Annotated in this window: 19 protein-coding genes and 1 tRNA gene; 6 read left to right on the top strand and 14 right to left on the bottom strand. The window is 45.8% G+C overall.

All coding sequences use genetic code 11. From position 1 onward, the window contains the following. Positions 1 to 5: 5 nt before the first annotated feature. Positions 6 to 1,028, bottom strand: a complete 1,023-nt coding sequence (locus B3K91_RS10990; protein ID WP_214060281.1) for a 3-oxoacyl-ACP synthase — start codon at positions 1,026 to 1,028, stop codon at positions 6 to 8. A gap of 172 nt (positions 1,029 to 1,200) precedes the next feature. Then, positions 1,201 to 2,010 (bottom strand): alpha/beta fold hydrolase, encoded by an 810-nt coding sequence (locus B3K91_RS10985; protein ID WP_214079096.1) that lies wholly within the window; start codon positions 2,008 to 2,010, stop codon positions 1,201 to 1,203. A gap of 137 nt (positions 2,011 to 2,147) precedes the next feature. On the opposite strand from B3K91_RS10985, the gene B3K91_RS10980 reads away from it, so the two are divergent. Both B3K91_RS10980 and B3K91_RS10975 read left to right on the top strand, forming a co-directional pair. After that, positions 2,148 to 3,152, top strand: a complete 1,005-nt coding sequence (locus B3K91_RS10980) for an SIS domain-containing protein (RefSeq protein WP_214060279.1) — start codon at positions 2,148 to 2,150, stop codon at positions 3,150 to 3,152. Positions 3,153 to 3,325: 173 nt separating this feature from the next. Beyond that, the gene (locus tag B3K91_RS10975) at positions 3,326 to 3,466 is read left to right on the top strand and encodes a hypothetical protein (RefSeq protein ID WP_214060278.1); all 141 of its coding nucleotides are present in this window, start codon (positions 3,326 to 3,328) and stop codon (positions 3,464 to 3,466) included. Between the two features lie 432 nt (positions 3,467 to 3,898). Here the strand turns inward: B3K91_RS10975 and B3K91_RS10970 are convergent, their stop codons facing one another. From B3K91_RS10970 to glpX, 10 genes are all read right to left on the bottom strand, one after another. Beyond that, positions 3,899 to 4,561: a class I SAM-dependent methyltransferase gene (locus tag B3K91_RS10970; protein ID WP_214060277.1), complete on the bottom strand. Its 663-nt coding sequence runs from the start codon at positions 4,559 to 4,561 to the stop codon at positions 3,899 to 3,901. A gap of 79 nt (positions 4,562 to 4,640) precedes the next feature. Beyond that, complete coding sequence (locus B3K91_RS10965; RefSeq protein WP_214079095.1) at positions 4,641 to 5,615, bottom strand: Gfo/Idh/MocA family protein; 975 nt, start codon at positions 5,613 to 5,615, stop codon at positions 4,641 to 4,643. 1 nt (position 5,616) lies between these two features. After that, positions 5,617 to 6,627 carry a Gfo/Idh/MocA family protein gene (locus tag B3K91_RS10960; RefSeq protein ID WP_214079094.1) on the bottom strand — a complete coding sequence of 337 codons (1,011 nt, stop codon included), beginning with the start codon at positions 6,625 to 6,627 and terminating at the stop codon, positions 5,617 to 5,619. Positions 6,628 to 6,659: 32 nt separating this feature from the next. Next, positions 6,660 to 7,895 carry a metallopeptidase TldD-related protein gene (locus B3K91_RS10955; protein WP_214060325.1) on the bottom strand — a complete coding sequence of 412 codons (1,236 nt, stop codon included), beginning with the start codon at positions 7,893 to 7,895 and terminating at the stop codon, positions 6,660 to 6,662. A gap of 12 nt (positions 7,896 to 7,907) precedes the next feature. Next, on the bottom strand, positions 7,908 to 9,248 hold the full coding sequence (locus tag B3K91_RS10950) for a TldD/PmbA family protein (protein ID WP_292592966.1): 1,341 nt from the start codon (positions 9,246 to 9,248) through the stop codon (positions 7,908 to 7,910). A 243-nt stretch (positions 9,249 to 9,491) separates the two neighbouring features. Then, complete coding sequence (proB, locus tag B3K91_RS10945) at positions 9,492 to 10,553, bottom strand: glutamate 5-kinase (protein WP_099828671.1); 1,062 nt, start codon at positions 10,551 to 10,553, stop codon at positions 9,492 to 9,494. After that, positions 10,553 to 11,794 carry a glutamate-5-semialdehyde dehydrogenase gene (locus B3K91_RS10940; protein WP_292589837.1) on the bottom strand — a complete coding sequence of 414 codons (1,242 nt, stop codon included), beginning with the start codon at positions 11,792 to 11,794 and terminating at the stop codon, positions 10,553 to 10,555. Before B3K91_RS10940 ends, proB begins: the two co-directional genes overlap by 1 nt. Then, positions 11,778 to 12,608, bottom strand: coding sequence for a pyrroline-5-carboxylate reductase (gene proC / locus B3K91_RS10935; RefSeq protein ID WP_214061333.1), 831 nt, complete (start codon positions 12,606 to 12,608; stop codon positions 11,778 to 11,780). Before proC ends, B3K91_RS10940 begins: the two co-directional genes overlap by 17 nt. A gap of 21 nt (positions 12,609 to 12,629) precedes the next feature. Then, a complete protein-coding gene (locus B3K91_RS10930) occupies positions 12,630 to 13,217 on the bottom strand; it encodes a type 1 glutamine amidotransferase (RefSeq protein ID WP_214061334.1) in 588 nt (195 codons plus the stop codon). 141 nt (positions 13,218 to 13,358) lie between these two features. Next, the gene (gene glpX / locus B3K91_RS10925; protein ID WP_214061335.1) at positions 13,359 to 14,372 is read right to left on the bottom strand and encodes a class II fructose-bisphosphatase; all 1,014 of its coding nucleotides are present in this window, start codon (positions 14,370 to 14,372) and stop codon (positions 13,359 to 13,361) included. 396 nt (positions 14,373 to 14,768) lie between these two features. Between glpX and B3K91_RS10920 the strand changes: the two genes are divergently transcribed. The 4 genes from B3K91_RS10920 to B3K91_RS10905 all read left to right on the top strand — a co-directional run bounded on the left by B3K91_RS10920 (position 14,769) and on the right by B3K91_RS10905 (position 17,758). Continuing rightward, complete coding sequence (locus tag B3K91_RS10920) at positions 14,769 to 15,470, top strand: DUF3298 and DUF4163 domain-containing protein (protein ID WP_214079090.1); 702 nt, start codon at positions 14,769 to 14,771, stop codon at positions 15,468 to 15,470. Between the two features lie 100 nt (positions 15,471 to 15,570). Continuing rightward, a tRNA-Leu gene (locus B3K91_RS10915) sits at positions 15,571 to 15,660 on the top strand. A 68-nt stretch (positions 15,661 to 15,728) separates the two neighbouring features. After that, entirely contained in the window at positions 15,729 to 16,475 is a 747-nt protein-coding gene (locus B3K91_RS10910; protein ID WP_292589843.1) for a WecB/TagA/CpsF family glycosyltransferase, read from the top strand. Further along, a complete protein-coding gene (locus B3K91_RS10905) occupies positions 16,472 to 17,758 on the top strand; it encodes an amidohydrolase (protein WP_292589844.1) in 1,287 nt (428 codons plus the stop codon). Before B3K91_RS10910 ends, B3K91_RS10905 begins: the two co-directional genes overlap by 4 nt. Here the strand turns inward: B3K91_RS10905 and disA are convergent. Beyond that, a complete protein-coding gene (disA, locus tag B3K91_RS10900; RefSeq protein ID WP_214061338.1) occupies positions 17,739 to 18,818 on the bottom strand; it encodes a DNA integrity scanning diadenylate cyclase DisA in 1,080 nt (359 codons plus the stop codon). The two genes, B3K91_RS10905 and disA, sit on opposite strands and share 20 nt — an antisense overlap. Next, a complete protein-coding gene (radA, locus tag B3K91_RS10895; RefSeq protein WP_292589846.1) occupies positions 18,805 to 20,133 on the bottom strand; it encodes a DNA repair protein RadA in 1,329 nt (442 codons plus the stop codon). Before radA ends, disA begins: the two co-directional genes overlap by 14 nt. Positions 20,134 to 20,224 lie beyond the last annotated feature (91 nt).

The following is a 20,224-nucleotide window of genomic DNA, read 5'->3' as shown; positions in this document are numbered from 1 at the left end:
GCCTCCTAAACTTTGCCCCATTTTACGGTTGTTGCGGCCCAGACGAAGCCTAATCCGGCGCCGACCATAACGATCACATCACCGTCTTTGATCTTTCCTTCTCTCAAACCCAATTCAATTGAGAGAATTTGATCATTTTGTCCAAGATGGCCGTAGTAATCAAGGTACGTACTCTGATTTTCCTTCAGCCCAAGCTCTTCAAGAACTGCAAAATGAGCCGATCTTTTAAAATGTAGAATTGCTAAATAATCGATATCACTTTCAGAGTAGCCGCTCTTTCTTAGAGACTCTCTGATAACCCAATAGAAGTTGGGCATTGTCGTCTCTCCAAGACGCTTCTTGAATTCTGCTGTGTCTCCCTGGACACGAAAATGGTATTCCGACACATCTTCTCTGCTCATCGGCCATTTTTTTGTTCCGCCTACCGGGACGACACAAAGTTCGGAAAAGGAGCCGTCACCTTTGAATGCGGAGGAGAGAACGACATTTTCGTTATACCCTTTCTTCATGACTACTGCCGCTCCGCTTGCTCCAACATCCAGCATAAAAGAAGTAGAGGGCTCGGAGAGATTCATCAGATCAACATTCCTATAGCCGCTTACAAGGAGCACTGTTTCCACGTCGTCTCGCGCTATCATCATGCTCTTTGCGATATCCATGCCAGCCATCATCGAGCCGCACATGGCTTCCATATCGAACGACCAGGCATTTGTTGCCCCAATCTCGTCGGCCACCTTTAATCCGGCCAACCAGCAAGGATAATCCTTGTGTTGAGCTCCATTCCAGATTATCAAATCGACATCTTTGGGATGAGTACCGGAGTTTTCGAGAGCTTTCCTTGCGGCTCTTATTCCCATGCTACTCGTTGTGTCTTCTGGTCCTGGAAGCAATCTCCTCTTCACCCCGAACTTCAGTTCTATCACGTCTCGAGGAATTCCAGTCGCCTCAGCTATCTGGTCGGGCGTCATGTAACTGTCGGGTATGTATGTCCCGATTCCCGCTATGCCAATTACCGGAACTGAACTCACCAAGATCACCCCTCACACTTTGCGCGGCGTGATTCATCTCTCATAAATGAAAGATGAATCATCTCTCACTTTAAGAATACACTAAACGCGTTGAGATTCTAAGTTCGATTTGAGCCGTTTAACGAGGATTATTGTCGAAGTAAGATGAATAACTTCTACATTGTCTTGTTTACTAACAATTCTTTAGAACAAAGCCTATTACAGCCGTAATGAATTCTCCTGACTTTTCGAGGAAAGCTCCGTGACCCGCATCTTTAATAACCAAAAACTCGGAGCCTTTTACTTTTTCGTGAATCATCTCTATCTCTTCAATTGGGGTAATAATGTCTCTATCAGCACCAAGAAGTAACGTTGGACACTCAATCTTGTGAAGCTCATCCAGCACGTTGAAATCAGGATTTGAAGAGACAAGCCTTATGAAACCTTCAAACCATTCCCGATTGAGAGTTGACTTAAAGGTCTTCTGCCTTTCTTTCAGCCAGTTCAGGTTTCTGTTATAGAACAAGTCGGAGTATATAAACGGAATTGCAAGTTTGAAGAACCTCTCCCCATCGTATAGCATTGCGGCTTCCTTCCACGCTTCGCCTAACTCAGCAAGGAAAGGTGAGATTCTTGGAGGGGTGTTCGCGAGGACCAATGATTTGACCCTCTCTGGATACTTTATTGCAAACATCTCCGCCACCTGTCCACCATAAGAGAGACCTACTATATTTCCTTTAGAGATATTCAGAAAGTCAAGTAGATCGACAAGATCATTCACGTGAACAGAGATATAGTATTGTGACTGCTTCCTTTCGGACCGTCCCTGATCCCTGAAATCCATGAGTATCAGTCTGAAATGCTTGGAGAAATCTGTCAGAAAACCCGCCCATGAACTCGTGGACATCATTATCCCGTTAAGAATGACAAGCGATGGTCTGCTCTCATCTCCATGTTCTTCGTAATATATCCGGGTACCATCTTTTGTTGTGACTAACGACATAGCTTCACCTCCGCACTAATTATGGCACCAATACCACCGATTAGTCAAAACACTCTTCCGAGATGATAAACTCTTAATGGTGAGCTATTATCAATTCCTTTAGGATCGAGAATTCCCACAATGAAAGGATGATAAACATGTCGAAATTCATGCAGGATATGCTAGAGCAACCAGATGCCGTTAGAAGACTCCTTTCCTCTTCTGGCATTATCTCGAAGAAGGCGAAGAGTCTTAATTTCGAGAGGGTACTTTTTACAGGGATGGGAGCTTCACTCCATGCGGCGGAGACGGCAGCTACCTTTCTAAAATCATCAGGGGTAGACGCCGCAAGTCTTGAAATGTCCGAACTTATATCTTACTCATCCAGGGAGCTCCTCAAACTGTATTCCACCATCTTCCTGATCAGTCAGTCTGGTGAAAGCGCTGAGCTGCTGAGGTTCATTGAAGATAACACGGAACTACTTCCAGTGATGGCATTGATCACGAACAATGAACAGAGCAGTGCCGCGAATTTTCTTCCAGGTGAAAGGGTTTTCCTCCTTGAGGCCGGAAATGAAAGATCTATGGGTGCTACCAAGACTTTCGTAAACAGCGTAGTCTTAATGTTGTTGATTGCTGCTTCAAAGACGGGAAGATCGTTGAATTTCTCTGAACTGCCTTCAAGAATAGAAGAGGCGATTTCTCTTGATTTGTCTTGGCTCGCCACTCTTCTTTCTGAGAAGAGGGAGAAGATTCTTGTCGCAAGAGGGTACGGCCTCGGAGTTGGCAGCATGGCAAGACTTATGTTTGCCGAAGTCGCTAAGATTAGCTTGATTTTCTACGCAGGAGCAGCCTTCAGGCATGGCCCTGTTGATCTGTTGATTGACAGACCGGTTGTACTCACTATGAATCCGGAAGGTGTAACCCAAAACCTGATGCAGGAACTACACAGAGATATTTCAGACAAGTGTGACCTAATAACGCTAACGAATTTAAAGAAAGAGAGTGTAGAGTCCATATATGTTTCCGAAGGTCTAGACGAAGTGCTTGCCTCAATTCCGATGATGAATGTTCTTCAGAAGTCCGTTGAAGAGATAGCGAGAAACCGGGGTTTCGATCCTGGGGCAGGAGTCTACGGAACGAAAGTAACGACCAAGGAATAGAAATATAGAGTACTTGTTGCAGAAGTTCCCACCCGTACGATGTCCTCATCACTACCTATAGGTTAGGGAGTAAGTGAGAAATCATATCATGCTCCTTCGCCCTTGACAATACATGCTGTATTTGGCTCTTGATGATCCTGATCCTAAGTCCTCCCTTGAAGGAGGGCTACGCATTGGCGGAGGGTGTCTCTGAAGGAACGAGTGCAAGACTAAGAGGGACCAACACCGAGAGCTCCGTTTCGAGAAAAACCATATTCGAGATTACCAAGAGTGAGGAGAGAAAGCAGATCCCGTATAACATCACTGCAGAATGACAGAACAAAAGAGGCGAAGAATGGTATAGACCACAGAAACCGGGCAGTCTCTATTTTTGCTTCTTGGCTTTTCACAGCGCTCAGCGTGCAGCGTTTATTGACAAGCGGGTCTTTGAGCCGAAAGCGGTCTCTCCAGCTCATGCGGGGACTTATAATCAATAGCGTAGAAATGCGACATCAGGTCTATTGATAACGATTACTAGTTCAGGAACTCAGTAATAAGGTGACTGAACTCCAAAGATGATGATGTGTGCAGCGATGAGGTAAGAATCCGGGTATAGGATACCACCTAAATCGGATTCATCGATCAAGACTTCTCTTATACATGAATTCTTCGACTTGGCACAAAAAAGCGAAGCTCCAGTTTTCATCAAAACTTCGCGGTTCAAGGCTTCTGGAGACTTTCAGAATATACTTATCTTGAAGACATCGCTAGGAAAAGGAGGCGCATATCAACCCCACCAACGGATGAATTTGAAGAATCTCGATTTCTTCTGCACCAGATTTTTCAAAGATCTCTCGCATGAACGAGATGCTCGCCGGATGATCTGTCTCGCTGTCATCAAAATAGACCTCATCCCATTCGTCCCTGTACTTGCCAGGGTCATCGAACCACATGATGTCGCCGACAACAATCCGCCCAGGACGTTTAAGCATCGCTGAAAGCTTTGAGATTGCCTCCGCCTTCATAGAATCAGTAAGATGGTGAAGAGAGTATATAGCGACTATCTTGTTTACATTCTTTTGCGAAATATCCGTCTCTTCACACGGGTCCTCAAAAGATCCTCTATAGAACTCTACATTCTCGGCTCCCGCGCTTGCAACGTTCATTCTTGCATCTTCGAGCATCCTTTTACTTATGTCTATACCTATTACTTTTTTGCAATGCTGACTGGCTGCCACGGCCCATCTCCCTCGCCCGGTTCCAATATCTAGCAGAACGTCATCCGCGCCAAGCTCAAGAAAATCAAGAGCAAGAGCTCCCACCATTGCGATTATGTCTCCCTTGAATGGGTCGATATCTGCTATAGGCGAAGCTTCGGGAAGGCTGTCAAACTCCTGTTCAAGTTTTCTACGGTCATACTGCTGCTCCAAACAACTCACCTCATGACTGTTATCATAACACCTAGATTATACGCCTTATGAATAAGCAAGGCGAAAAAAGAAGATCGAGTCAAACAATCTCGATCTCCCTTCCTTCCCGAAAGCTCCTGTAGGCAGCAGAGACCACTTCAAGAGCTCTCAATCCGTCTTCTCCATTAGTCAAAGGTTCCTTCCCAGAATGAATCACTTCAAGAAACTCTCTCGTCAAAAGCTGATCGAGATCATCTCCGTAGTTTTCCCAGCGATTTCCTTTCTCGCTGGAACTGACTTCAATCTTAGAGTTGAAGATATCCAGAAAGAGAGTACCTCTGGTTCCCACAATGTGTATAGTCACATCACCCCAGTAAGGATGGATTCTCGGTCTCGACCAGCTGCAGTCAAGCGTCATGTACTGGTCCGTTGAAAGTCTGAACATCTCCAGTCCGCAGTCTTCGACACGTGTATCGTGAATCAGGGTGTCATATACGGCGTAGACCTGTTTGAACTCGCAGTCGAGGAGCCATCTTACGGTGTCAACAACGTGAACGGTGTGGTCCATAACAGCGCCACCACCGCTAAGTTCGGGATCTATGAACCAGCCTCCAGGCATTCTCCCGTGGTTAGTTCCAACAAGGTTGACGATTTCACCCAAAAGACCATTCTTGATCAACTCTTTGGCCTTTCTTACGGAGGCACTATATCTCACCGGAAAAGCCATCTGAAGCCTAACGTTGTTTATATGACATATGTCTATCATAGCCTCGGCATCTTCAACAGATGTGGCAATCGGCTTTTCGCACAATACATGTTTTCCGCATCGAGCAGCGATTTCCACGAACTCTCTGTGAGTTGAGTTCTCGCTTGCAACTATTACTCCGTCGCTTGCAGCTACAAGCTCTTCGGGGTGGTCGTACGATTTAACCTCAAGAGCAGTGCTCGCTCTTGCCATCCTTGATCTGTCGTGGTCATATATCCCAACAATCTCAACATCTCTTTTCCCCTTCAACGCTTTGACGTAGCTGTAGCCATGCATGTGAGCTATTCCAAGAATCGAAATTCTAGTCATCTCACGACACCTCCGAGAGTTCTACCGGTCTCAACAGTCTCGCCGACAGGTTGGCTGCCAGTGCAACTCTCAACGATTCTGTAGCCTCTTCACAGCTCACCGGGACTTCTTTGCCTTCCTCTATCGATAGTATGAACGATTTCAGCTCCTCGGTATATGGATCATTCAAGATCGGATTCTCTTGAGAGTATAGGGGCTTGCCGTCGATTGAGGTTTGAAGGCGAAGCGTAGTTTCTCTCTCGTAGCTGTTCGTGATCATTCCCTTAGTGCCGATGAACTCGTAAGATGTTCCAAATCCAACCGGCATGTCGGCCGGTTCGGCCCAGCTGCCTTCGATGTGGGCCAGTGCGCCGGACTCGAACCTCAGAATCGCCATGCCGTGATCGAAAGAAGGCTTTTTCACTGTCGAGCTGAGTTCTACGGACCTCGCTTCGACGGTTCTCACCGGGCCAAGCAGTTTTCTAAGAAAATCAAAATCGTGTATGGAGAGATCGATGAAGACCCCGCCGCTTTTGGTGATATCTGCAAACCAGTTATCTATACCGTGCGAGGGAAAGGATCCTCCTCTGTAAAGTCTAGCCATTACGATTTCGCCAACGTCACCTGAGGAAGCGAGTTCTCTAACCTTAATATACTGCGGAAAGAAGCGTACGACGTGGCCCACCATAAACACTCTGCCGCTTTTTTTGGCCGCCTTGTCCATTGCCACGGCGTCTTCAATCTTCAGTGCTACCGGCTTTTCGCAGAAGACATGCTTGCCCGCCTCGAGAGCTCTGACTACAAGATCTCTGTGAGTGAAAGTCGGCGTGCAGATATCAACTATTTCTATTTCGTCATCTGCAAGGATTTCATCAAAACTTGCAGCGATTGCTCGATATTTGTCGGAGATAACCTTCGCTCTGCTTCCAACTGGATCGACTATCGATAAGGGACTCGTTTCATCTATCGTTCTATATGACCGAGCATGAACGTTTCCCATCATTCCGGCTCCAACTATTGCTATCGGGCGCACATCACACCTCCAGACTATTGGGAAGAAAAACGCTACAGTTTGCTCACCTTCATATCTATTATCGTCATCTTCGAATTCTCCGCTCCCAGAAAATCGTCGTTTGAGACCCCGCGAAAGTCCTTGCCAAACATATCATACATATGAGAACTCAAACTCAGCTCGGGGAGCCTTCCGACAAACCTCTCTCCATCAAACAGGAAGGCAAGTTGAACCGGGGTTGCAAAGCGCCCGTCCTGTGTGAAGTCTCCTCCACTGGCAATTAGAATGAAGATAGCCTTCTGACCTTTGAGAAGCTGTTTTGCAGTTTCCTGTGATTCAGCGAATTTAAGCTTCGGTATCCCCAGCTCCGGCAAACCATCGTACTCTCCACCTGCAGAACCAGTATGAGGTAGATTAAAAGTTGTAGCCGTTTTCTTATCCGTATATGGCGACTTTAGCACTCCGCTCTCAATTAGAGCAAATCTATCCAACTGATTTACAGTCCCTTCTAGATCAAAAAACGGTTCGAAGAAACCATCATCGACGTTACGCGTCTGCAAGAGAGTGACTCTATCGGAAAAGATCTTCTCACCGACTTTCCCTGACAAAAGGGATCCGCCAGAACCAAACAGCATCCCATTCAAAGACTCATAGAGTTTCTTGTAATACGTCATGTCGCCCGACATGAAAGCTACCGGATATACTCCTTCTTCTATGTCGTGGAGCTGGTTCTTGTATGCATCACAAATCATATTAGTCAGTCCTACAAACGAATCCTTTCGGAACTCTCTTCCTTCGTATCCTGTCATTGCATCGATAATGTTAGATGACTGTTTGTCCTTTATTACTAGTTCCATGCTGAGAGATTCTCGAGACGATCTCAGATCAAGACCGAGATCATTCTCCAGAAAAGACTCTACCCTAGCCGACTTGAATAAATGACTGAAACTGAATTGTGGCTGATCTCTTCTCAGTCTCTCAAGGATATCTTCTGCAGCTTCCAGAAGCTCCGCCTCGTTCTGAAGATCTGATTCGTGCTGTTCTTCTCTCTTTAGTTCTTTGCAAGGTTCGCAAGCATAAGGAATTCCAAGCTCGAGAGATTCTCTTGCTTTTTTTATGAGCTCTCGCTCATCGCAATTTCCAAAAGCACCGGCAACACCCATTGACTTACCATCGTAAAGACGAATTGAAGTTCGAAGAATGTCTTTCTTTCTTACTGAAGTAACCCGAGTTTGAACTATCTTCACAGCACTCTCTGTATAATGAACGACAAGTCTCTCTTTAGTCATAGTCAGCACCTCCTAGTGAGCATTCAACGAACGTACACGCACGTACGGTCCGCCGAATCCAACGGGAAGAGGGTACTGTTCCATCTTTCCACATCCTCCAAGCGCAAATGACAGAAGCTTGAATTCCTCGGTTAGTCCCTCTATTTCGTTAAGAGTCTGGAAAACACTTCCCGTCACAACAGAAATCTTCACAGGCTCAGCGATCTTTCCATCTCTGATCATATAAGCTCTGCAGGGAGCGAGAGTGAATGTAGACATTCCTGAACCATGGTTTAGTGAATCGACATAGAGTCCTTCTTTGATACCTGAAAGTAATTCATCAAAGGAGAGCCTTCCCGGCAGGATGTAGGTAGTCGTCATCCTAACTACAGGTTCGAACTCAAAGCTCACGGCCCTGGCGTTTCCCGTCAACTCCTCGTCTAGAGCGGCAGCAGTCTCGGCACTATGAAGCCTCCCTGAAAGACAACCGTTCTTTATCAAGTAAGTTTCTTCAGCTTTTGTTCCCTCGTCATCGAAAACAACGTTACCTACTCCAGGTTTATTTCCATCATCTACTATTGAAAGGATTTCGCTGCCGACCTTTCTGCCTATTTTCCACTCTTTCATCATCGTCTCGTCTCCGAGCATGAAGTCTGATTCACTCTTATGACCAAAACTCTCATGCGCAAACACACCTGCCGCCTCTGGAGAAAGAACCACCGGATATCTTCCAGGGATCACAGACTTTGCGTTTCTTATGAAGTATTCAGAAGCTTCAACTGACTTCCTGACGTCCTCGGAAAGTTCTTTGATCGATTCTAACTCGTTACCGGCAAGGTCGAATCTGTCCATAAGCTGCTCTTCTCCATCGGCCATTTGATAGAGCATTCTGAAGCCCACCCTTTGATAATCGAACTTCAAATCTGCTCCCTTGCTGGATAAGAAGCTCTTGACAACTCTCTGGTCTACGTATTGGCCCCTCCAAAATCTCACGAGACCACTTTCTTCGACTATGGGAAAATAGGTAGAAAGAATATCGCGCTTCTCCTTAAGAGGTATAGTTGAGATATCCGATGATTTCTCGAATCTCAAAAACGAACCCTTGTTTACCTGAAACTTCTGAACTATCTGGTTCGCTTCGATAGATGGATTCTTTTTAGCAAGATCTGCCAGCCTGTAGATCTCACCTTGAACAGAGTTCAGGTCCGTAGTAGAACTGAAATACCACCTCTCTCCATCGAAAATCCTGATGAAAGCCGCAACGTATTTCTGTTCCTTCATGTTATCCGTTCTTCCTAGAGTAACAACTATATTGCTATTCGAGACTTCCTCTACCCTAACATCAGAGTAAACATATTCGGGAAAATCAAACATATCCTACCTCCAACGACTATTTCAGTAAGAGTATATAACGATGTCAATAGAAACAAGTCAATTACTCTCGGCTTAGCGCCAAATAAGCGTCTCTCACAGATTCTCACCGGCTTGACCGGAAAACAAAGCTAGAAAGCTGTCGTCAAGCATTTCATGAGGCGGTTTACTATTACAGTGATAGTTCGCTGATCCCGGTTTCCTTCCCTCTGTAGAAGGCAGCTAATCTTTGCTCAGCCAGAGCTATCAGATACGGTAAGAGTTATCAATATGGACCACAACTTTTGCGCAGTCGTGACCAAGAATCGATGATATCCTGTCGCTTCTAACTCCCCTTATCTTATCGACTTCAAGCGAGGTGAAGTTAGAGATTCCCCTCGCAATTTCCGACCCATCAACCGAGAGTATACTAACCACCTCGCCTTCAGAAAAGTCTCCAGATACTTCTTCCACGCCTATGGCCAAGAGACTCTTTCCTCTTGCAATTGCGCCTTCTGCGCCTCGGTTGATCTTAATACTCCCTTTCGGAGTAGAGAGAAATCCAATCCACGTTTTCCGGGCACCTGGCGATTCTATCGAGGGAAATACGGTTCCAATGTCATCACCCTTTGCAAATCTCTCTATGTTATTCAAGTCTCTCCCATTACAGATGCAGCTTCTGATACCGCTTGCAGATGCGGCCCGTCCAGCTCTTATTTTGGTCTTAATGCCTCCTGTACCCCACGAGGAGTTCTCTATGTTCTTTAGTCTCCTAGATGTATCAAACACCGAAATCACTTCACCGTTTTCGTCTACGATTCCCTCTACAGTGGACATCAGTATCAGAAGATCGGCCTGCCATCCTATTGCAAACATCGAGGCGAGAATGTCATTGTCTCCAAACATTATCTCTTCGGTAGATGTTGTGTCGTTCTCATTCACTACAGGGATCAGACCCAATTCTATCAACCCTATAAGAGTATTCCGCAGGTTAAGAAATCGCTTCCTGTCTCCAAAATCGTCTCTGTTGACCAGGATCTGAGCTATTCTCTCGCCAAAAAGATCGAACACGTTTTCGTATAGTTTCATTAGCTGAACCTGACCCGCAGCACAAAGAGCCTGCTTCATGTACAAATCGCTAGATGTTCTTCTCCCTTCAAGATAACCGAAGCCCGCTGCTTTAGCCCCTGAAGAGACAAGAACAACCTGATTACCTGACGACTTCAGAATAGCTATTTCCCTTGCTAGCTCTGTTATGTACTTCTTGTCGATCTCGCCATCTCTTTTTACCAGGAGGTTTGATCCGACTTTCAACACGATTCTTGACATTACTTTCTCACCTGGTAATCCCCTAGTATCGTATACTTGTAGCTTGTAAGTTCCTTCAGGCCAAACGGACCGCGTGCATGAAGCTTCTGGGTGCTGATACCTATTTCACTCCCGAACCCAAACTCTCCACCGTCCGTAAATCTTGTTGAAGCGTTTACGTAGACAACAGCAGAATCTACGCATCTAAGGAATTGCCTGGAGTTGGAGTAGTCATTTGTTAATATCGATTCCGAATGTCCCGATGAGTACTTCTCAATGTGCTGCATAGCTTCTTCTACGTTCTCTACGACCTTGATTGCAAGTATTAGATCGAGAAACTCATCGAAGTAGTCCTCTTCGGTCGCAGGATTCATTTTCCAGTATTTTATCGATTCTGCGCAACCTCTGAGCTCTACTCCCTTTGCGGTAAGAACACTGGCGACCCGAGGAATAAACTCGGCCGCAATCATTCTGTGGACAAGTAATGTCTCGACTGCATTGCAGGTACCTGGCCTCTGAGTCTTCGCATTATCGACAATCGAAACCGATTTTTCCAAATCAGCACCATAATCGACGAAGATGTGACAATTACCAGTACCGGTTTCTATAACCGGGATTCTAGAATTGTCAACAACGAACTTGATGAGAGCAGCGCCACCTCTTGGGATTATAAGAGAAAGGTACTGGTTCATCTCCAACATCTCTTTCACTACTTCGCGTGAAGTATCTTCAACCAACTCAATGGAACCATCCGGAAGCCCGGCCAGAGAAAGTGCTTTCTTCATTATCAGTACGATGGCCTTGTTCGAGTTAATAGCGTCGCTTCCTCCCTTCAAAAGGATAGAATTTCCCGATTTTATGGCAAGGATCGATGCATCAACAGTTACATTGGGCCTTGACTCGAATATCATTCCGATGGCTCCTATCGGCACTCTTTCCTTCGAAATTCGAAGGCCGTCTTTCTGTAGCCGCGTACTCTCTATTTCGCCTACCGGGTCAGGCAGCACTATAACTTCGCGACAAGCCTGAACCATGGCTTGTATCCTACTTTCAGAAAGCGCTAGCCTGTCTATCAGCGATTCCTTCGTTCCTTTCTCTCTGGCGTTGGAGACATCGACAGCATTTGCTCTGAGAATCACATCCTTATGCATTTCAATCTCTTTAGCAATCATTGAAATTGCATCGTTCTTCTCTTCTGTGGTGATCAGCCTGAGTTTTCTGGAGGCATTCCTAACTCTCTCTCCCTTACTTAGCAGATCCATCTTCGGTCACCTCCAGTTCGGAATTTATCTCCCTTGCTCTTAGGTAAGTGTCAAACAACGCTTTCATTATGGTTCCCCTAAGTCCTTCCCTTTCCAAGGAGTAAATTCCCTCGATGGTTGTTCCTCCTGGGGAAGTTACTAGATGTCTGAATTCGCCCGGGTGATTGCCTTTAACTTTGAGGAGTTCAACAGACCCTCCGAGAGTTCCTAAAATTAGCTCTCTAGCGACATCATAGGAAAGGCCCATCTTCAAACCAACATCGATCAGCGATTCCACTATCACGAAGACGAATGCAGGACCGCTTCCACTCAAAGCCGTTACAGCTGCGAGGTCCTTTTCACGGACCTCAACTATGTCGCCCATCGTAAGAAGAATTCTCTCCACTTCTCTCTTCTCCCTTCCGGTCAAAGAAGTCGAGCAGACGAATCCCGTTACCCCTCGTCCGATAGCGCTCGGAACATTTGGCATGATCCTTGCAATCTTCTCCAGTCCTGTATTCTTCGAAATGACCTTGATTTCTATCCCGGTGATAGTACTGATAACCACTGGACCGTCGTTCTTTCCGTTAATTATCTCCAGGAATAGCTCCCCACAGTCTTGAGGTTTCACCGAAATGATCACGTGGGTGCAATTGGAAAGAACTTCATTTGGACTCTTTGCGATTACCACTTTTTCACTTTCGGCAGAAAGACCGGAGAGTCTGTCGAGATTCCTGTCCAGCAAGTAAAGCTGCTCAAGGTCATGCAGCTCGTGAAGCAGTCTGTTCGCAAAAATACCACCTATGTTGCCAACACCAATAATGCCTATTTTCATTTTCCCCTCCTGAATAGCTGTCTAGCGAGAATTAACTATAGTCGAGAAGTTGGAGAAGATTCTCAGCAACTCTTCTTCAGAACCAAGTTCGATTTCCTCTGGATGGAACTGCACACCGAATCGCGATCCGTCAAGAGAAGCTATCCCTTGTATGAAGGTCGATTCCCCCCATGCAATTTGATAATAGCCACCGGGAATGTATGGAAGGCCATAGTTGTGACGCTGATAGGCATTCACTTCCGATTTCATTCCCCTGAACAGCTCATTCGAAGTGTCCAACCTAACCTTTGATACTCCGAGCTCACGCGAGGCTACCAAGGATTCCTGAAAGAGCCGAGCCAAGATTTGCATTCCCAGACAAATACCCAGAACAGGACCATGAAAATCCTTAACAAATGAGGCTCCCCAAGAAAGAGCACCACCATCGAAATACTCGCTCATCGAGAAGCCTCCTGACAGAACCAGACCATCACATCCCGATCCATCTTCAGGAAAGCCCTCAAGAAATATCCTCCAGGTTCTGTATGCTACGCCTGCTGTCTCCAAAGCGCTTTCAACAGGCGATACAGATGTCCCAAAATCGGTGTCGTTCACCAAGACGCAAATCACAGAGTCTCCCCCCTCTGTTTTGCGGCAATTATAGCACTTTAACTAGTGGTAGCTGTCCGCAAAATGAAAAGCAGATCAATTGTGATTTGAAACGACTTCAGACCTCCAAACTCAGGGAAGTAAAGAACTGCGGATAAACTACTAACCTCTCTTACCAAGCAAGCTGTTGAAAATGAAGACTTCACCTCCCGATTTCGTTGTAATGGTCTTATAGGCGATTTCGTGATAAGCCCTTATTCTCCTAACCGTTCTGGTGCTTGATCGCATGGCGATAGAATCGGTTATAGCCTGGTTATGGGTGAAGCGAACACCCTTCAGGAATGAACCGTCAGTTATTCCGGTGGCGCTGAAGACAACCTCCTCACCATCAATCAGATCCTTTGTTCGATAGACTCTATCAAGCTCAAACGAAGAATTATCTACCTTTTCAATCTCTTCTGAATCTCTTGGCCAGCACTTCACCTGGATCTCACCACCCATACACTGAAGTGCCGCTGCAGCCAGAACTGCTTCTGGAGAGCCTCCAACGCCCATGTAGATTTCTGTCCCTCCATCAGGAAGAGCAGTCGCGATTGCCGCAGCAATGTCTCCATCATTGATCAGTCTGATTCTTGCACCGACAGCTCTAACGGCCTCAACGAGAGGGTAGTTCCTCTCTCGATCGAGCATTGTCACCGTCAGTTCCGATACTTTGACACCAAGGATAGCTGCCGCGATACGGAGGTTTTCTCGTGGAGTTGCGTCGATATCCAGGTTTCCTGCAAGCTCCTTTCCAACCGCCAATTTGTCTACATAGTAGGTTGGTAAAGGAGCTACCTTGCCTCCTTCAGTTGCTGCAATCACGCTTAACGCATTAGATCTTCCATTCGCAACCAACCTGGTTCCATCTACCGGGTCAACAGCGATAAGGACTTCCGGATCGTCGTCATTCCACTTTCCAACATGCTCTCCGGCAGCCAGCATTGGTGCATCGTCCTTTTCTCCTTCGCCAATGATTATGGTTCCCTTCATGTCGAGCAAATCTAAAATACCTCTCATTGCATCTACAGCTCTTTGATCTACTGCTTCTTTGTTACCGCGGCCAAGATAAACACTAGAAAAGAGGGCCGCCGCCTCTGTCACCCTCACCATATCTAGGGTTATTTCTGCAATCAAGACTATCACCCCCCCATGTGATAATCATAGCACCGGAATAAGGCTTTTTTGCTGAATGAATTCAGCGCCCGTTTTCGAATTCTGTAGTTGTCAGAAACATTGCGAAGCGTTTGTGCTTTTTCGGAACCGATATTTGCTGCAAATCACTGCTCATTCTGTACAGAAGACCGTTGTGAGAAACGATAACAGAGCTTGAACGATTAGAAACTTTCCTGATTCTGCGACAATCAATATCTGTAGCCATTGATCTCTCAATGATCACGATCCACACTTTCTTGATAGGCAACTAATCCCGATTTGTCAGTGATATGATCTTACTAGATGATCGCAGGAGAACGCTTCCGGTTGTGAAGAATACCGAACCGGTCTTTCAAGTGATCAAAAGGAGGGAATTGTATGCGTAAGCTGTTGATAGCAGGCTATCTATTTATTGCACTGGCCGTTGTCTTCTCCTATACGGTCGATCTTCCTGAGCAGATCTTTGTTTCTCAAGGGAAACTGATCTCCGTTCTTGGAGAGAATTTAATTGAGGATTCCGAAATCTGTGCCGTAAATGTACAGATACCTTCAGTCAATGGACTTAGAGACAGACCTTTCGAGCAGTTTCTGAATTCTACTATCGAGGGTGAAATATCCCAGTATAGAAGCGAAATCGAGGAATTGGCCCGGAAAGCTTTTGAAGAGTCTAAGACTTCTGAGTGGCCATTCAGAACTTTCGATGTCTATGTTGTTTACTCCGCTTATCTTAGTGATGGAATTCTAAGCATAGACATGGTCTTCAGTGAGTTCACCGGAGGCGCACATCCAAACGCATCGAGAAGAACGTATAACATCGATCTGGAGAAGTCCCGACTTGTTGCTTTGCACAACATTCTCGGAAGCAAAAAAACTGAAGAGAAATTGAACGGATTGATTAAGGAAGAAATCTCTGCCCGCGATGATCTCTGGCCTGAGTACTTTGAAGGAGTCACGTCGGATCAGGGCTTCTACCTTAAGGGAGGAAGGCTCTGCATTTACTTCCAACCGTACGAAATCGGTCCCTGGGCAGTTGGAATGCCTGAGTTTTGTTTTTCGCTTGAGGAGTTGCTTGGCAACTGATAACTCTTACCTGGCTTGCATTCCAAAGTGATTTCTATGCTTATTTCTGAGTGAACGCTCGTTGACACCAATAATCATTGATGGTAAAGTTTTATTGCTGGCCGAGGTGGTGGAACTGGCAGACGCGGCGGACTCAAAATCCGCTGGGGTTGAGAGCCCCGTGCGGGTTCGATTCCCGCCCTCGGCACCAGAGGAAGGCTTAGCCTTCCTCTTTTCGTTGAAAAGGTTTTCATTTGTGCTTTAATGAAGTGTGGAGGTGTGTGTTTGCAGTTCCTTGATTTTGATCTCCAGGAAAAAGACCTCGTTTCTGCAGCCGATGAGCTCATACAGCGAACGCAATTGGGAGTGAGATCACATGTGCTCACGCTCAACGCCTTGATTGCTTATGAATACATCAACAACGAAGAATACAAGAAGGCTCTGAGTACAGTCAATTATGTAGTTCCCGATGGTAGCGGTGTGCTGAAAGCGATCAAGCTGATTTCAAAACAAAGAATTGAAAGAGTACCCGGAATAGACCTAATGCTTAAAATCTGCGAACTTTCATCCGGGGTGGGTCAAAAGATATTCCTTCTGGGGTCGAAAGAGAGTATCGTAACAAAGACTACCGAAAAACTAAAACAAAGATTTCCACTAATAGACATCGTTGGGTATCACAGCGGCTTTTTCACACAAGAGGAAAGTGATACAATCGTTTCGAAAATAAACAATTCATCAGCGGATATTGTTTTTGTCGGTATGGGTGTTCCAAGACAAGATATCTGGATTGCGAAGAACCTTGACAGACTTAACGCCATGCTTTTGATGGGAGTCGGTGGTTCTTTTGATGTTATCTCAGGCGATCTGAAGAGAGCTCCTTTGTTCATGCAGAAAGCCGGCCTTGAGTGGCTGTACAGGATATTTCAAGAACCTGGAAAACGACTCAAGATTATCCCTAAATTATTCAGCTTTGAGTGTTACGTTATCAGATCCTATTTCGAATCAAAAAGAGGTGGTTCCAGATGATCGTAACTAATGTTTTGGCATTCACAAATGATCTGAAGAACCCTCTTGTGGATGATGCTTTGGTTAGATTTGAGAATGGGAAGATCACTTTTGTCGGACCGAGGAGAGAGTACAGCATCCAAGAAGACGAAGAGATAATCGACGGCGAAAGGGGAATTCTCTTGCCTTCGTTTTTTAATGCACATTACAGCGTCTATTCCAGCATCTCCTCATACCCATTGAAACTTCTTAAAGATAATCAGACTAACAAAAGCTTTTTCAGCAATCTGCTGGAATCCGTCAGAAGCGAGATTAACCCTTCTTTAGTAAGGCTTTCTGCGGAAGTCGCCGTATTGAAAGCAATCAGGAGTGGTTCTGTCGCAATCAGCAGCCCAATAGTCGATCATCCTGAAATCGATCCAACATTCTACAAGGAAGTCGCAGCCAAGTACGGAGTTTACCTTGCTGTCGGACCTATATTGACCGAGGAGACAATTGACAACATCGCGGAGCGCTGGGAAAGCGTTACTCGCGACTCCACGTTCTGCCCAATAGTCTACGTAAGTGAGCTTGCCACCTATAACGAAGATAGCCTGAGAAAATTGAGAGAGCTGTACGAAAAAGGGATGAATCTGAACCTCTTCATTTTCGACATGAAGAGAGAGAATGAGACTTGCCTTCTCAGGTGGGGAGAGAGTCTTATAGAGAGACTCCTGAAAAACGGTATCCTTGGATCCGAATGTGGTGTCATCTACGGAGGTAATCTAAGCGAAACTGACATGGATATTATCTCTTCCCGGAGAATCTTCGTGACGAAATCACTCAGATCAGAAATGTACGCAGGTAGCTTTCAGTCAAACATATCCGACCTACTCGGTCGGGGGATGCAAGTTTGTTTGGGTACAGGATTCATTGGTTCGGATATGTTGGGAGAGGCAAAGGAAGTTATTCTTACTGAAAGGTACCACAGGGGTTTCGACAATTATCTCATCGATTATGAGATAAGAAAGACTCTCTTCGATAACAACCACAGGTTGTTCCAGAAGTTGTTCGGAAAAAGTACGGGAGTGCTTAAAGAAGGCTATTCGGCCGACCTGGCGTTGTCGAGGTCCTGCCTTGACCTGGAAAAGTTCGATTCTCATTTGCCTATAACACTTCAATTGGTCCTGAAATCGTTCTTTGACACGAGTTTTGATAAGGTTTGGAATTCAGGGGAATTGATTCTTGACAAAGGTTTCCCTCAGAGAATTTCGAAGAAAGAGCTTAAAGATCTCTCTAAGGAGCTCAGAAACCTGGAATTGTGATCTCGCCGGACTTCTTGTAAACTTCAATTGCGTGTCTTATTGCAGAGGCACGCTTTTCGCCAATTCCGTCGACATCCATCAGTTCGTCTTCCGTTCCCTCAAGAAGATTAGATAGCGTCCCAAATTCCTTGCCCAGGTTTATTGCGACCTGAAGAGGAATTCTAGGTATATGCCGAGCAAAACGTATTCCTCTTGATCTAATGAAATACTCAACAGCCTGAGAGGCAGTGTTAATTTCGTATCCAAGATGTCTCAATATTACCCCGAAACTGCTTATCTCTTTTTCGCTTAGATTCCTCAATTTTCCGATTGCCTCTTCAAGATTATCCTGATCAAGTAACTGTTCACTGAAATCCAGGACGAGACTTTCGATTTCTTCATTAACATTCACCAAAATCTCTGCTAGTTGCAATGCAGGGAATCTTCCGTGGTTACCTAATTCGGCTATTGTAAACTCTGCTTCCTCGCAAATTAGAAGGACCATCAGTCCCTTTTGTATTGTCTTAACAACATCAAAGAGCGTGAGTGAACCTGCTCGCTCCATGAATTCTATTCCCTGCAGCGCCTCAATGAAGGCCTCTTTGTACTTCTCTGCCGTTCTTATTGTCTGAGTTATTTTAGAGGTAAGCGTCTCAACACTGTTCAAGGTATAAGTGTAATCGCCCAAAAAGATAGTCATCGTATTTCTTCTCTTTGAGACCGCAACAAGCATCTTGCCCGTCTCTTTAGCCATTCTTTCGGCAGCCCTGTGCCTCATGCCTGTCTGATTGGTCGGGATCGTGTGATCGGGAATCAGCTGAACGTTAGCTCCGACTATCGTTGTGAGATCATCATCCACCACGATCGCACCATCCATTTTGGCTAACTCATACAACTTGTTAGGATTGAACTGGCAGTTCAGAAGAAACCCTATCTGCATAAGCTGACCATACTTCTTGTAGTCATCGACAAAGAAAATCAGACCTCCCACGCTGGCATCCTGTATATCATCGAGAGCATGTCTTAAAGGAGTCCCCGGCGCAATCTTCTTGATTTTCTCTATTAGTTCACTCCTTTCCACTCTTCATACCTCCGATGATTTTCAAGAGTTGCTTCACATCTTTTATACCATTTCTTCCCTCTGGCGAGACTATCCTTGAGAAAGATGATTTTCTAGCTCTCTCCAGCCTCTTCTCTGTTGAAGATACTGAGCGAATGGTCCCGTCGAGGCCGATCTCACCAAAAAAGCCTACACCTTCAGACATTGATGTATCGGAGTACGAAGATATCAAAGCTGCTGCAATTGCCAAGTCAACACCGGTATCCTCTATCTGAAGCCCTCCTGCAACGTTAAGGTATAGATCAAGACTGTCCAGTGGAATACCCGCCCTCTTATTCAGCACGGCGGTTACTAGAAGCAGTCTTTCTAGTGGCACTCCGGTTGATAGCCTCCTGGGGGTTCCATATACTGGTTTCGAAACGAGCGCCTGAACTTCTACCAGAAAGGATCTCGAGCCTTCGTAGATAACCGATACTACGTTGCCGGGAGCACTTGTGTAATCCTCAACAAAGAGGCTACTTATGTCAGGAACCTCTTTCAGCCCTTCCGCAGTCATTTCGAAGACGGCGATTTCATCGGATGGACCAAATCGATTCTTCACGGTTCTAAGGAACCTGTATCCCGTCTTGCTTGATTCGAAATAAAGGACTGTGTCGACAAGATGCTCCACAAGCTTTGGACCAGCGATTTGCCCACCTTTAGTTATGTGAGATACTATCATAACAGGTATTTCAGAGGTCTTCGCCAGTGAAACGAGCATGTTTGCACACTCCTTGACTTGCACCACAGAACCGGGTAAAGAAGGAGCGCTTGACACCCTTATGGTCTGCAATGAATCTACCACCAGCATTCCGTACTTTCCAATCTCAAGCGATCTGAGAGCGTCTATTTCGTTAGTGGATACAACTTCTATTCGTTCCTTGTTTAGTAGCCGAAGTCTGTCGCCCCTCAACTTCAGTTGATGGACAGATTCCTCCCCAGATAAATAAAGAACGGGTCTCTCATCTGCCACCAAGTCTGATAGTTGCAGCATCAGAGTAGACTTCCCAATTCCAGGTTCTCCACTGACAAGAATTGCGCTACCGGGTACTATACCGCCGCCAAGAGATCTGTTCAACTCTTCGATGTGAGTGTCTATTCTCAAGGATTGTCTAGTGTCGATTTCAGAAAGAGGTCTAGCCTCTAGGTCTGCAATCGAGGAAGCTTCTTCGCGGCTTCCTTCTGCAGTAAAAGACACCGCGGTATTCCACTCGCCGCAGGAAGGGCAACGGCCGAACCAGGCAGGGGAATCATAACCACAGACTTCGCAAACGTAACTTCTTCTCTTCTTCATCATTTACAACCGCTTTGCTGCGGCTACTGCACCCCCTATCCTTAGATTCCAGAAAGGGGGGCGAGAAACTGCCCCCCTTGCTATCTTATCTGGA

It is taken from the genome of Mesotoga sp. UBA5847, from assembly GCF_002432735.1.
Taxonomy (GTDB): Bacteria; Thermotogota; Thermotogae; order Petrotogales; family Kosmotogaceae; genus Mesotoga.
The sequence above is the reverse complement of the archived record's forward strand: the minus strand, read 5'-3'. Positions and strand labels throughout refer to the sequence as shown.